At 47.0% G+C, this 14175-nt stretch carries 9 protein-coding genes; 5 read left to right on the forward strand and 4 right to left on the reverse strand.

All coding sequences use genetic code 11. The features are described from left to right. Positions 1-114: 114 nt before the first annotated feature. Both BUR42_RS03435 and BUR42_RS03440 read left to right on the forward strand, forming a co-directional pair. Positions 115-3321 carry a SusC/RagA family TonB-linked outer membrane protein gene (locus BUR42_RS03435; protein ID WP_074237852.1) on the forward strand — a complete coding sequence of 1069 codons (3207 nt, stop codon included), beginning with the start codon at positions 115-117 and terminating at the stop codon, positions 3319-3321. Between the two features lie 11 nt (positions 3322-3332). Then, positions 3333-5321 (forward strand): RagB/SusD family nutrient uptake outer membrane protein, encoded by a 1989-nt coding sequence (locus BUR42_RS03440; RefSeq protein ID WP_074237853.1) that lies wholly within the window; start codon positions 3333-3335, stop codon positions 5319-5321. A gap of 156 nt (positions 5322-5477) precedes the next feature. Here the strand turns inward: BUR42_RS03440 and BUR42_RS03445 are convergent, their stop codons facing one another. Next, entirely contained in the window at positions 5478-5906 is a 429-nt protein-coding gene (locus BUR42_RS03445) for a glycine zipper domain-containing protein (protein WP_074237855.1), read from the reverse strand. A gap of 70 nt (positions 5907-5976) precedes the next feature. On the opposite strand from BUR42_RS03445, the gene BUR42_RS03450 reads away from it, so the two are divergent. Further along, on the forward strand, positions 5977-8226 hold the full coding sequence (locus BUR42_RS03450; protein ID WP_074237856.1) for an ATP-binding cassette domain-containing protein: 2250 nt from the start codon (positions 5977-5979) through the stop codon (positions 8224-8226). On the opposite strand, the gene BUR42_RS03455 is transcribed toward BUR42_RS03450, so the two are convergent. Together BUR42_RS03455 and BUR42_RS03460 are read right to left on the reverse strand one after the other, a co-directional pair. After that, positions 8212-10572 carry an ABC transporter permease gene (locus BUR42_RS03455; protein ID WP_074237858.1) on the reverse strand — a complete coding sequence of 787 codons (2361 nt, stop codon included), beginning with the start codon at positions 10570-10572 and terminating at the stop codon, positions 8212-8214. The genes BUR42_RS03450 and BUR42_RS03455 overlap by 15 nt on opposite strands. Before the next feature lie 2 nt (positions 10573-10574). After that, positions 10575-11078 carry a hypothetical protein gene (locus tag BUR42_RS03460; RefSeq protein ID WP_074237859.1) on the reverse strand — a complete coding sequence of 168 codons (504 nt, stop codon included), beginning with the start codon at positions 11076-11078 and terminating at the stop codon, positions 10575-10577. Between the two features lie 241 nt (positions 11079-11319). Between BUR42_RS03460 and BUR42_RS03465 the strand changes: the two genes are divergently transcribed. Then, positions 11320-12090, forward strand: coding sequence for a hypothetical protein (locus tag BUR42_RS03465; protein ID WP_074237862.1), 771 nt, complete (start codon positions 11320-11322; stop codon positions 12088-12090). A gap of 4 nt (positions 12091-12094) precedes the next feature. Here BUR42_RS03465 and BUR42_RS03470 read toward each other — a convergent pair whose 3' ends face one another. Further along, positions 12095-12970, reverse strand: a complete 876-nt coding sequence (locus tag BUR42_RS03470; RefSeq protein WP_074240419.1) for an SIR2 family protein — start codon at positions 12968-12970, stop codon at positions 12095-12097. Positions 12971-13314: 344 nt separating this feature from the next. On the opposite strand from BUR42_RS03470, the gene BUR42_RS03475 reads away from it, so the two are divergent. Next, entirely contained in the window at positions 13315-14145 is an 831-nt protein-coding gene (locus BUR42_RS03475) for an AraC family transcriptional regulator (protein WP_074237863.1), read from the forward strand. Positions 14146-14175: the final 30 nt, after the last annotated feature.

Here is a 14175-nt window from a genome sequence, read left to right on the forward strand (position 1 = left end):
GTTGAGGGGAACCACGTTACAAAGATGCATATATCAACCAAAACCACCTTCTTAAAGATTTTCCACTGAATACAGAATAGATCCACACATTACTTAATGCTAAAATCATGAAAAATGATGTTCTCTACGCATGTTAATGCCGCAGGGCGTATTGCAAAACTGACATTCATACTATTAATGAGCGTTGTTGTAAACGCATTTGCTTTTGATATCAATATCAGGGGAAAAGTAACCGATGGCAGCGGGCAGTCTTTACCGGGTGTTACCGTACTTGTAAAAGGCACTGCTGTTGGTGTTGTTACGGGAGCAGATGGTACTTATCAATTGAAGGCCCCAGAAGGAGCAAAAGTGCTGGTGTTTAAATTCATCGGCATGCAGGAACAGGAAGTGGAGATCAATAACCGCACGGTGATCGATATCATCATGTCCTCCTCCGTTAAAAGCCTGGACGAAGCAGTGGTAGTTGGATATGGCACACAAAAGAAAGCCAACCTTACCGGAGCTGTTTCTACGGTTACTTCCAAAGCTCTGGAATCAAGGCCCGTATCCAACACCGCGCAGGCCCTGCAGGGAATTGCACCGGGGTTGAACATTACCCAGAGCGGTGCTTTGGGAGGAAGTATGGAAAACAGGCCCAGTATCAATATCCGTGGCGTAGGTACTATCGGGCAGGGGTCCAGTGGCGCACCACTCATTTTGATCGATGGAATGGAAGGAGATCTTAATGGCATCAGCCCACAGGATATTGATAATATCTCCGTGCTGAAGGATGCGGCCGCTTCTTCTATCTATGGTACCAGGGCGCCTTTTGGTGTGATCCTGATCACTACAAAACAGGGAAAGGCAGGAAAGTCCACCGTGAACATCAGTTCCAACTTCCGCACCAGCAGCCCCGTGTTAATTCCACATACCATGGACTCCTATACCTTTGCCACTTACTTTAATGATGCCAGCGTTAACTCAGGCAATGGTGTTTACTTTACACCGGCAAGGATCCAGCGTATCAGGGATTTCATAGATGGAAAGATCAAGACCACCATCATTCCAAGGCCCGGCCAGCCTAATTTATGGGCAGACGGGTATTATGAAGGAAATGATAATGTGGATTGGTATAAAGCTATTTATAAAGAGCAATCTCCTGCACAGGAATATTCCTTAAGTGCAAGCGGAGGAAAGGAAAACCTCACCTATTTCCTATCCGGTAACTTCCTGGACCAAACCGGGTTTATGAGATTCGGTAAAGATAAGTTCAAGCGTTACAATATAATGGGGAAGGTGAATGCCCAGTTGTCTGAATGGGCATCGGTTACTTATATAGCACGTTTCAGCCGCGAAGAATTTACAAGGCCCAGCCGCATGACCAATTCGCTTAACCAGCAGATTGCCCCGCAGGGATGGCCTATGCTGCCGCTCTATGATAATAACGGTTTTCTCTACGATTCCCCCTCTCCGGCGCTGGCGCTCAGGGATGGTGGAATAGGTGCAAAACAATACGATGTGATTGCCCAGCAGGTAAAACTTACCATCGAACCGTTAAAAGGATGGAAGGTTTTTGCAGACCTTAATTACAGTGTTTCAGATCAGTTCTACCATTGGGATATTCAGCAAACATTCAATCATGATGTAGCCGGTAATCCTTACGTATACCAGTCCGGTACATCCGTGCATGAAGAAGCCGGCCGTTCCAATTACCTGAATGCAAATATTTATACTGAATATGCAAAGAACCTGGGGGAACATCATCTGAAAATACTGGCCGGTACACAATCGGAAGTAACCAAAACCCGGTTCATCATGGCCGAACGGAATGGCCTGATAGTACCCTCTATACCGGTATTGGATGCCACTTCCGGCAACGACTTCAATGGCAAACCGGTTCCGCCTTCCGTGGCAGGTAATAACCAGAAATGGGCTACCAGCGGTTTCTTCGGGCGTATCAACTACGATTACAAAGGCCGCTACTTACTGGAAGCAAATCTCCGTTACGACGGTTCCTCCCGCTTCAGGGAAGATATGAGATGGATGTATTCTCCCTCCGTATCTGCAGGATGGAACCTGGATAAAGAAACATTCTGGAAACCGGTGGAAAAGTATGTGAATGCTTTTAAGCTGAGAGGTTCATTTGGAGAGCTGGGTAACCAGAATACCACCAACTGGTATCCTACTTATGTTACGATGCCTATAGGCAGCTCCAACGGTGTTTGGCTGGTGAACGGCGCAAAACCAAATACAGCATCTGCACCACCCATTATCACCTCTAACCTGTCTTGGGAAAAAGTAAGGACCTGGAATATCGGCGTGGATGCAGGTTTCTTCAGGAACAGGCTCACGGCCACGTTTGAATATTATACCCGTTATACCAATAACATGATAGGCCCTGCACCGGAATTACCCGTTATCCTGGGCACAGGTGTACCATCGGCTAATAATACCAACCTGGAAACTACAGGATGGGAATTGGACCTGGGCTGGAGAGATCAGTTGAAGAATGGTTTAGGATATAGCGTTCGCTTCCTTTTATCAGATGCCAGAACAAAGATCACAAAGTATCCTAATCCCACTGGCAGCCTCAGTACTTATATAGCCGGCCATGAAACCGGGGAGATCTGGGGATACAACACCATTGGTATTGCCAGAACACAGGCAGATATGGATAAACACCTGGCTTCTTTACCCAATGGCGGGCAAACCGCATTGGGCAGTAACTGGAAAGCAGGCGACCTGATGTTCAGCGACCTCAACGGCGATGGCAAGATCACAAGTGGCGCCAATACGGAGGCTAATATGGGCGACCTGATGCTGATAGGTAATAACACACCGCGTTACATGTTTGGAGCAGATTTCGGGGCAGACTGGAAAGGTTTTGATTTCAGGGCATTCTTCCAGGGTGTATTGAAAAGGGATTATTTCCAGAACAGTTATTACTTCTGGGGTACCTCTGCCAGTATTTATGGCTCCGCCGGTTTAAGGCAGCATGCAGATTATTTCCGGGACGATCCAAACCACGTACTGGGTCTGAACCTGGATTCCTACTATCCGCGCCCATTGATCAGCACCAAGAACCAGGTAGCACAAACAAAGTACCTGCAGGATGCATCATATGTAAGATTAAAGAACCTTCAGTTAGGCTACACACTGCCAAGGTCCCTCAGCAGGAGAGCGGGTATCCAGAAACTCCGCGTATTTGTATCCGGCGAAAACATGTTTACCATCACAAAGATGTCTACCCTGTTTGATCCTGAAACAGTAGACGGAGGATATGGAGGAAATTCTTATCCCTTGTTTAAGGTCTATGCTGTTGGTATAAATGTAACCTTGTAAATTCTAAACAGATGAAAGCAAAATATATAGCATTAATAGCAGGCGTGGGAATGTTGATGAGTGCCTGTAATAAAAACCTGGAAGTACCGCCTTTATCAAACGTTACGCCGGAAAATTACCTGGTGGAAGAATCTCAGTTAGCTGCTTATGCCATCAAACAATATGAGGGATTTCCCATCTTCGGTGTTTTTGATGGAGATGCACATACAGATGTTACAGCGAGAAGGGCATATGATATTAAGTATACACCCGGTCAATGGAAAGTGGCACAGTCCGGCGGAGCCTGGTCTTTCACCAGCATCTACCAGTGTAATTATTTCCTCGAAACAGTGAACCCGCGTTTGGCGGCAGGGAAGATCGCCGGTAATACGGTTAATATCAAACACTACATCGGAGAAATGTATTTCCTCAGAGCCTGGGCCTACTTTGATAAAATGCAGGGATTGGGAGATTTTCCCATTATTAAGAATACACTGCCCGACGACAAGAAGATCTTAACAGAGGCCAGCAAACGCATGCCGCATACAGAAGTGGCGCGGTTCATCCTTTCCGATCTTGATTCGGCCATTTTACTGATGGGCAATACAGCACCTTCCGGTGGTAAGAACCGCTTGTCAAAGAACTGTGCATTGTTGCTGAAATCAAGGGTAGCCCTGTATGAAGGCACCTACCTTAAATACTTCAAAGGCACAGCGTTTGTACCTAACGGTCCGGAATGGCCCGGTAAAACAAAGGACTATAACGCCAATTATAATTTCCAGTCCGGTAGCATAGATGGAGAGATCAACTTCTTCTTAACACAAGCTATGGAAGCTGCTAAATTAGTAGCAGATGCGGTGACGCTGGTGAATAATACCATGACGGCCCAAACACAAAGCTCCAACCAGGATTTTGCAGTGGCCAGCGATGCGAACCCTTATTGCAAAATGTTCGGTTCCAAGGACCTGTCCGTATACAGCGAAGTGCTTTTATGGAGAGATTATGACCTTGGCCTTGGCCTCACCAATGGGATCTCTAACACTATACAGGCGGCGCATGGTTATGGATTCACGAGAGGGTATGTAGATCGTTTCCTGATGGCGAACGGTTTGCCCATCTATGCCCCGGGCTCCGGTTATGCAGGAGACGATTCCATACAAACGATCAGGGAGAAAAGGGATGGACGTTTGTGGCTGTTCCTGGCACAACCCGGCCAGGTAAATATCCTGCAACCTTCTCCTTTAGGTACACATGCTACACCGGTTGTACCTTACCCGGATATCCTGAACCTGATCGGGAACCATGATCATGCTACAGGGTATATGAGCCGCAAAGGCAATGTGTACGATGGGGCACAACTGGGCAATGGAACAGGAGATGTAGGAAGTATTGTATTCCTCGGAACAGAAGCCTACTTCAATTATATGGAAGCCTGTTACGAAAAAACAGGTGCAATAGATGGTGTGGCAAAAGCATACTGGGAGGCGATCCGGAAAAGGGCAGGCGTAGATATCGATATGCAGAAAACGATCGCAGCAACAGATCTGACCCAGGAAGCGAAGAACGACTGGGCTGTTTATTCTGCCGGTGTAATGGTAGATAAAACGTTGTATAACATCCGCAGGGAACGTAGCTGTGAGTTAATGGGAGAAGGTTTCAGGAATATGGACCTCCGCAGATGGCGGGCGATGGACCAGATGCTTAACACAGCTTACCATATAGAAGGGTTCAAATTATGGGGCCCTATGAAGAACTGGTATAAGGCATCTGCGCTCACTTATAACATCGGTGATAAGAGCACGGTATCTGATCCTGCTTTAAGCCCTTATCTGCGGATCTATCAGAAAACACCAACAGTATTAGCTTACCCTGGTTATAAGTGGGCAATGGCGCATTATCATAGCTCCATTGCCATGCAGCACTTCCTGATCACCTCGGACAACAACGATGTAAACACTTCCCCGATCTATCAGAATCCGGGTTGGCCGATTGAAGCGAATAAAGGAGCTATTGGTTATTAAGCGCAACAATAAAAAGGCGTCCCGCATAACGGGACGCCTTTTGAAAAAATAACAGTATGTATGCTATTTCCCGTTCCTTTATAATGTCAGCAGCATGCTGCTGAGGTTGCGTATTACTTTCTTTTGCTCTGAGCCTTTATGGTTTACACCAGCATCCTATTGCGCTGTTTTCTTTTTCTTCTTTTCGTTATGGTCCACAATAGCCCCTGTAGCAGCACCTGCACCAGCCCCGATCAAAGTACCGATCACCGCACCCTTTGCACGGTCCTTATTTACAATAGCGCCCGTAATTGCACCGCCTGCTGCTCCTACTACAGCACCTTTTGCAGTATGGCTCCACTTTTTCTTCTTTTTGGCCACAGGTTCATTAGCAACCGGTGCATTATTATCCGCAGCAGCGGTTTCTTCTTTCACACGCTGAACATGTTTCATTGAATCAACTGCCTTTTGCTTAGCGGTATTGATCGCATGAATAGAATCGAGCGTTGCCTTTTTGGCTGCCTCAACAGCCCTTGCTGTTTCTGCCTTATTGTTACAGGCAGCCAGCGTCATTGTTGTTACGAATATAATAATCAGGTTTTTCATACCCTGTTCTATGCAGAAACTATGCCATATATGCTATACATTGGCATGCAGGTTGTTATCTATTGTAACTATGGACCACATCATCATAAAAGGCGCAAGGGAAAACAACCTGAAGAACGTTTCACTCAAAATTCCCAAAAAGAAGATCACGGTCTTTACCGGTGTTTCAGGCTCCGGTAAATCATCGCTGGTATTTGATACCATTGCGGCAGAATCCCAACGCCAGCTGAATGAAACCTTTTCCGCCTTTGTGCGCCACCGCCTGCCGCATTATGGCCAGCCGGAGGCAGATTCCCTGGAAAACCTCTCTGCAGCTATTATCATTGATCAGAAACGCATAGGTGGCAATGCCCGTTCTACAGTAGGCACGGTAACGGATATTTTTACGGTGATCAGGCTCCTGTTCTCCCGTGTTGGTAAACCCTTTGTAGGCTATTCAAATGTTTTTTCCTTCAATCATCCGCAGGGCATGTGCCCGGAGTGCGAAGGTTTAGGCACAGTAGCCACCCTGGACCTCGAACACTTCTTTGATAAGTCCAAATCGCTCAACAGCGGTGCCATCCTCTTCCCCGGTTTTTCCAAAGAAAGCTGGCGCTGGGCACGTTATGCCTATTCCGGTTTGTTTGATAACGATAAAAAGCTGAAGGATTACACAAAGGAAGAATGGTATAACCTGTTATATGCAGATGACCTCACATTAAAGAATCCGGACCCTCGTTTTCCACCTACTTCAAAATACGAAGGTATTGTACCCCGGTTTCACAGGAGCTATCTTAACAAAGAGAGCAAAGAAGCGAAAGGAGAGGCATTTGAAAAGATCGTTACACGTGGCGTCTGCCCTTCCTGCAAAGGCACGCGCTTTAACCCGGAGATCCTCAGCTGTAAAATAGGTAAATACAACATTGCAGATTTTGCCGCCATGCAGGTTTCAGATCTGCGTAATGTAATTGCCACCATCAAAGAACCGCTGGCTGCCACGATGATACTGGCCATCAACGAACGCCTGAAGCACATGATTGATATCGGGCTGGGATACCTGTTCCTGAACCGGGAAACCGCCAGCCTTTCCGGTGGAGAATCGCAACGGATCAAAATGATCAAACACCTGGGCAGCAGCCTCACGGATATGACCTATATCTTTGATGAACCCAGCATTGGCCTGCATCCCAAAGATGTACACCAGTTGAACGAACTGCTGCAATTGCTCAGGGATAAAGGTAATACCGTACTGGTGGTAGAGCATGATCCCGATGTGATAGTGGTTGCAGATCATATCGTGGATATGGGCCCTAAGGCCGGCAGTAACGGTGGAACGGTAGTGTTTGAAGGAACGCTCAAAGGCCTGGCGAAAAGCAACACCTTAACCGGTAAGTTCCTTTCCCGCCGCAACCCGCTTAAAGAAATTCCCAGGACCCCTGATGGTTACCTGCAGATAAAGAACGCTACGCTGCATAACCTTCAGCAGGTGAACGTGAAAATACCCAAGGGGGTAATGACGGTGGTAACAGGTGTGGCAGGGTCAGGTAAAAGCAGCCTGATTAATGGCGTTTTGCCGAAAATATACCCGGAGACCCTTTGTATCGATCAATCGGCCATATCAGGCTCTAAACGCTCTAACCCGGCTACTTATACCGGTATCTTTGATACCATCCGAAACCTCTTTGCAAAAAAGAATAAGGTGAGTAATTCCTTATTCAGTTACAACGGAGGCGGTGCCTGCCCGGAATGCAGGGGGATCGGTTCGGTAACGATAGACCTTGCCTTTATGGACCCCATCACCAGCATCTGCGAATCCTGTAACGGCAAACGATACAAAGAAGAAGTGCTGAAGTATCAGCTGAGAGGGAAGAATATCTGGGAAGTATTAAAGCTCACAGTAGCAGATGCGAAGGACTTTTTCCATGAGCAGGACATTCAGCCCGTTTTGCAGAAGCTGTACGAGGTAGGCCTGGATTATATCACGCTGGGCCAGCCGCTCAGCTCTTTATCCGGCGGGGAAAGGCAGCGCATCAAGCTCGCTGCGGAACTGGAAAACACGGGCCAGCTCTATGTGCTGGATGAACCCACCACGGGCCTGCACATGAGTGATGTGGACAGACTGATGGGGATCCTCAACAAACTGGTGGATAATGGCAGCACCTTGATCGTCATTGAACACAACCTGGATGTGGTGAGCCAGGCAGATTGGGTAATTGATATGGGACCGGGTGCAGGAAAGGAGGGAGGCAGGGTGATATTTGAAGGCACGCCTGCGCAGCTTGTTCAAAATAAAACCTCCGCCACCGGGATATTCCTCGGGAAATATTTAATCCACCCTTAAACTCTTTAACGGATTGGCAAACGCCGCTTTCAAAGACTGATGCGCAATCGTTACCGCAGCAATGATGAAAGAAACCGCAATCGCCACTATAAAGATGCCTCCGCCTATGCTCACCTGGTAAGCATAATTTTCCAGCCAGCTGCGCATAATGAAGTAGGCCACCGGTGCAGCTACAACAAAAGCGATGACGATCAGTACAAAGAATTCTTTTGCGAACAGCGCAAGGATGTTGGCCAGTGAAGCCCCCATCACTTTGCGGATACCCACTTCCTTCCTCCGCTGAAGAGCTGCGAAGGCTACCAGTCCGTATAAGCCCAGGCAGCCGATAAGGATTGCCAGCGAAGAGAATAAACGGAAAGCTGTATATACCTTTTGTTCCTGTTTGTACAGGGAGGCAATATGATCATCCAGGAATTCATATCGGAAAACACTTTCCGGGAAAAGAGAAGACCATTCACTTTCTATATGGCTGATAGTGCTGTGCATATCTGAAGGCTGCAGTTTTACACTGGCTGTAAAAAAGCCCTGGGGTGTATAACGGAGGATGCAGGGCCTTCTGTCCTTATGTTTGGATTCACTCTGGAAATCCTGCACAACACCCTGTATCATACACTGGCGCCCTGCGGCCCTGATATACATACCAACAGCTTCTTCCGGACGATGTATGCCCAGCTTATGGATCAGCGTTTCATTCACTACTATATAACGGGTTGTATCTTCCGGATTATTTTTACGGATCTTTTCTCCTGCAAGTAACCTGATGGCGAACATATCCATGAAATGTTCATCCACACTCTTGATCTCTGTTACATCGTCTTTTGTAATGCCTCTTTCCGGGCAGGTGAAGGACGCATAGTTACTGTTATAAGAAGGCGCGCCGGAAGATAAACTGATCTCCTTTACACCGGGATTGCCACGCAGCTGGTCCCGCAATACATCCTTTTTAGCATTCTCCGGAATGCCAAAAGAGATCACTGCTTCTTTATTAAAACCCAGATCGCGGTTCTTGAAATAATCCATTTGTGCGGCTACAACCAAGGTGCCTACTATCAGGACCTGCGAAATAGTGAATTGCACGAACACCAGTCCTTTGCGAAGTGTAAGCCCTCTTCCGGAAATGGCTGCAACACCGCTTTTCAGCGAATCAACAGGCCGGAAAGAAGATTGTACAAAAGCAGGATACAAACCTGCTGACAGGATGATCAGCGCTGTTATGGCCAGTAATAATCCAATTACACCCGGTTGGAATAACTGGGCCGCACTGATCTTTACATCCAGCCATTGTGCCGCATTGGGCAATACCAGGTAAGCAGCAAGGCAGCCGATGATCACAGCGAGCAATACGAGGAAACTTGTTTCTCCCAGGAATTGGCGGATCAGTTGAGAACGGTTGGCGCCGAGCGCTTTGCGTACACCTACTTCTTTTGCGCGCTTGATAGCCTGCGCGGTAGCCAGGTTCACGAAATTGATACAGGCAGTAATGATGATCAGTAAAGCCACCACTGCCAAGGCGCGGTAAGTATTGCGGGAAGTGGTAGGTGTAATGCTGATGAGATAACGCTGATCAAAATGGATCTCCTTCAGCGGCTGCATCACCAGCTTTGCTTCTTTGGCAATATCATTTCCCCAGTTCTTGGCAATAAAGGCAGGAAGCCGGCTGTTGAGCTTTGCAATGTCGTAATGCTCGGGCAGTACGATATAAGTATTGGCGTTCATGATCTGGTAGAAGTGTTTCACTCCTGCCAGATCTTTCGCGATCGTTTCACATGAAATGAGGAATGTAAAAGGGAAGTGGGTATTACCCGGGAGGTCTTTGATCAATCCTGTTACCCTAAGGCCTTTTTCACCATCCACCTCCATCACCTGGCCCATAGGATCTTCTTTGCCGAAGTATTTCCGGGCAATACTTTCAGTAAGCACAATGCTGCCCGGCGCGCTTAGTGCGGTCTTCGGATCGCCGGCTAACCATTGATGATCGAAGGTCCGGAGGAAGGCCTGATCGGCAAAGGAGTATCCTTTTTCCACATAACGGGTATCGCCGATCTTCACAATGCCTTCAGGCTGGTACCATACCTGGCTCACCTCTTCCAGTTCCGGAAAATCAGTACGCAGGGCAGTAGTAACGGCCATGGATACACTGGGGTTGAAATCAAGTGCGTTCATGGTTACCCTGTAAGTACGGTCTGCCTTCCGGTGATAGCTGTCATAACTTAATTCGTTCTTTGTAATTAGGAAGATGACCAGGCAGGAGGCTATACTAAGCGTTAATCCCATTACATTAAGGGATACATACCCTAAGTTGCGCCAGATATTCCTGCATGCGATGATAAGGTAGTTTTTCAGCATGGCTAATCCGGCACAAAGGGGATGCCAGTGGTAACTGCGTTGATTATCAATGGGTATTGGTGGCTGGATTGTCCGGTTTTAAGCCGGACGGTGTCCGTTTTTGAACAGGATAAACAGAAGATCAATGTTCCGTTTGGGTCTACATACATCCGGGGCCTGGCAACTGCGATCTTTTCTTCTTCTTTATACACACCCCGAAGATGGATCGCTATATCTTCCGCTTCCATTCCCATTTTCAACATCTGCATAGCCATACCGGTCATCTTACGGTACACCGCATGCACCCTTTCTTCTTCCGGCAGGCTGCCATAGCAGCGGGAAGCCAGCCTGGATGCCGCTACCAGCATACCGGCATACTCCATCGTTCTTTTGAACCGGGGATCTTTCTTCACCCGCTTGCCGGTTAAGGAACTTTTCAGACGGGCATAGTAACCATCCTTTGTTTTATAAAAACAAATGTTACCAACGGTACCGCTGATCTTTATCGGGCCGGTTTGCTTTGCCATATTGCAAAGGTAAGGGAGAGCGTACACCCGGTTTATTGGGATTTCCCAAGAAAGCGTAGCAATCCCGTAGTAATCCCGTATCAAACCCCTGTCAATCCCGTATCAAAAGCATAGTAAAAGCGTACTTTCCTGTTAAACCCCCTAAATCATCATTTCAACCATCAGAATGAACATTTGATGATGTTGTAACATCACAGATCCTTTCAGCCCATATAGCTTTGCGGAAAACATTCAAAGTAAAATGAAAAAATCAGTATTTCTTTTTGTTACCCTCATTACATTTCTGTCCGCCTGCAAGGATAAGGACAACCCAGCCCCGGATAACAGTAAAAAGTTCCTCAAAAAAGTAGTGTCCGTAGAAGCGGGCGTTACCACCGTTTACAACGTAACCTACGATGCGCAGAACCGCATCCTGTCATCTAACAGGGAAGATGGTGTGGAAACAAGGGAATTCACGTACAACAACAAAGGTCTTCTTTCTAAGGTCACCCTGAAGCAGGACAAGGACCAGGATGTATATGAATTCACCTACAATGCCGCCGGCGAACCCCAGGCCGGTACGCATAAGATCTATATGGAAGGCGCGCTGAACGCAACGGAAAATTACCAGTATACCCTCGCTAACGGAAAGGTTATCCAGATCAATGCCATTACCAATACACCGGAGGGAGATATGGAAACCACTTACAAACTGTTCTACACCGGCGCGAATTTCACCAGGTTAACGGCAGAAGGAGATGCGGGAGAAGTGAACGTTACGCTCACGTATGGCAATAAGAAATCGCCTTACAGCGGTTTCCTCCTGAAATACGCGCTGGTTCCGAGCCTTGCATTTGAATTATTTTCTCCCAATGAAATGCTCACTATGGACTATAAGTATGTAGGAGGCGGGCCAGACTTTTCCAGTACGGTTACTTACACTTATGGTGCAGACGGATTTCCCACAAGATCAGTAACGAAATTCTCTGACGATACGGATAACGATGTAACGTCAACGTTTGAATACAGGTAATACCTTAACCCCAGGTATCCCTGTAGATCTCATCGTAACTGTTAACCTCAATTACTTTTAATCCTACACTTTTAAGGAACAACGCCTTGCCCGCACTGCGGGCATTGGGCGTTTCTGTACGGGGCATCACATACCATCCTTCCTTTTTCCTGTCAGGGAACTTTTTGAAATACTTGGCCCTTTCTATCAGCAGCCAGCGGATAAATACTTCATTCTCTTCCATGGAAAGGCCAAAGATGCAAAGGGACCTGTTTAACAGGACCTCCAGCCAGGTTTGCTTTCCTTTCCAGGATGTATGTGCATACAGGCCGTGGCTCATGAGGCTGCGGGCACGCTCCACGCAACCCATATAATGGGAGAGACCCAGCCGGATGCTGCGGGGATAACGTACAAAACCATTGATGTACCAGATACCAAAACCGGCCGTAGGGCTTTTCAGTTGCTGATCGCCATAATAAGTGCTCCAGGGGTAAAAATCGGAGAAGCCCTTTTTATCCGTAAAATACTGCTGCAGGTCCAGCGAGTTGGGTAATACCAGGTCGAAATTAGTGGTCAGTACCGGGCTGCCCAGTTCCCGGGCTTTGGCTACGAAGCTTTTATGGTGTGGTTGGAAAGACCAGTCGTCCAGCAGCCTGGCCGCCTCTTTCTGAATAGCATAATTGGCGGTAGACCCTTGTATGTCAAGCAGATCGTAAAACTCCGTCATGCTAAGCCCCTGGGGTATCTGCTCAAAGTTTTCCGGGGAGAACTTTTTCCATAACTGTAATAACAGGTGGTCCCAGGAAATAGCCTTTGGATTACCGGGGTAACGGTTAATACCATTGCCCACAATAAAGGCAATGTTTTCGCGGTTTGCTGATATGATCTCCCTGAGCGGCATATAAATGCTAATATAATGGAACAGATTGCCAATATCAGCATTCTCCGGCACCCGGAATAGTTTTTTATTGCAGGTGTAATTGAATGTTCTTCACAGAGGCAACTTTATACATCACAAAGCGTCCTTATATCAAGATAGTTTCAGTCTGACAGCTAAGGCCGGGATCCGGCATTCAACATACTATATACAAGTATTTTTCTTTGTAAACAATGTACCCCCGCAGGTAGTCTTGCCTGCGGGTTTTTCTTTCCTGCATTTGTAATTCTAAATGTTTTCCCTACTTTTATGATCTCCCCCCCTTTTAAGTATTCAACATATTCATTTATTAGTTCCAACCTGTATTTATGAAAGGAATGTCGTTGGGAGAGATGCACTCTTTTAGCATCCGGCAGGATGTAATACCTTACTACTACACACAGTTCCACGCGCATGCGGAGGTGGAGATCGTTCATATTGAAGAAGGAAAAGGTTTGCAGTTCATTGGCAAACATGTATCCGGTTTCCAGCCGGGTGATGTGCTGATGATCGGCGCAGAAGTACCCCATTACTGGAAACGTAGTGAGGAAGAAGTAACCAGGGCTACGCTGCTGCATTTCAGGGAAGATTTCTGGGGAGAAACTTTTTTACGCCTCCATGAGAATACGCATATCCGCTCCCTGCTCCAAAAAGCCAAAAAGGGGATCGTGATAAAGGGTGATACGGGTAAACAGGTCGCAGATATGCTCACCCGTATGCTCAGTGCCGGTTCCACGGAAAAACTCATATTGCTGCTCAACCTTTTACATGTGATCTCCCGCTCTGCGGACCTGGAATTCCTGTCAGACAGCATGATCTCCCCCGACAGGGATGAAATGGACCGGATCAATAACGTGTACCGCTATTCCCAGATGCATTTCACCAGGAGGATAGACCTGGAGGAGATAGCGGCGGTAGCCTGCATCAGTCCCAACTCTTTTTGCCGCTTTTTTAAATCGAAGACAAAAAAAACCTTCTCCCGCTTCCTGATGGAGTTGAGGGTAGGGCATGCCTGCAAGCTATTAATGGAAAGTCGCCTGAATAACAAGCGGATATGTTTTGAAAGTGGATTTAATAATTTCTCCAATTTCCACAAGTGTTTTAAACAGGTAACGGGAAAAAGCCCGCTGGAATATCAGAAGTCGTTCCAATTGGATTAAACTCACATATAAATTATTATTTTGTCTGAC

This window comes from Chitinophaga niabensis (assembly GCF_900129465.1).
GTDB lineage: Bacteria > Bacteroidota > Bacteroidia > Chitinophagales > Chitinophagaceae > Chitinophaga > Chitinophaga niabensis.

Excerpts from the sequence above, each read along its gene's own strand:
- BUR42_RS03460 (WP_074237859.1), bottom strand. The coding sequence starts at position 11,078 with ATGGCAAAGCAAACCGGCCCGATAAAGATCAGCGGTACCGTTGGTAAC.
- BUR42_RS03465 (WP_074237862.1), top strand. The coding sequence starts at position 11,320 with ATGAAAAAATCAGTATTTCTTTTTGTTACCCTCATTACATTTCTGTCC.
- BUR42_RS03475 (WP_074237863.1), top strand. The coding sequence starts at position 13,315 with ATGAAAGGAATGTCGTTGGGAGAGATGCACTCTTTTAGCATCCGGCAG.
- BUR42_RS03455 (WP_074237858.1), bottom strand. The coding sequence starts at position 10,572 with ATGCTGAAAAACTACCTTATCATCGCATGCAGGAATATCTGGCGCAAC.
- BUR42_RS03435 (WP_074237852.1), top strand. The coding sequence starts at position 115 with ATGATGTTCTCTACGCATGTTAATGCCGCAGGGCGTATTGCAAAACTG.
- BUR42_RS03450 (WP_074237856.1), top strand. The coding sequence starts at position 5,977 with ATGGACCACATCATCATAAAAGGCGCAAGGGAAAACAACCTGAAGAAC.
- BUR42_RS03445 (WP_074237855.1), bottom strand. The coding sequence starts at position 5,906 with ATGAAAAACCTGATTATTATATTCGTAACAACAATGACGCTGGCTGCC.
- BUR42_RS03440 (WP_074237853.1), top strand. The coding sequence starts at position 3,333 with ATGAAAGCAAAATATATAGCATTAATAGCAGGCGTGGGAATGTTGATG.
- BUR42_RS03470 (WP_074240419.1), bottom strand. The coding sequence starts at position 12,970 with ATGCCGCTCAGGGAGATCATATCAGCAAACCGCGAAAACATTGCCTTT.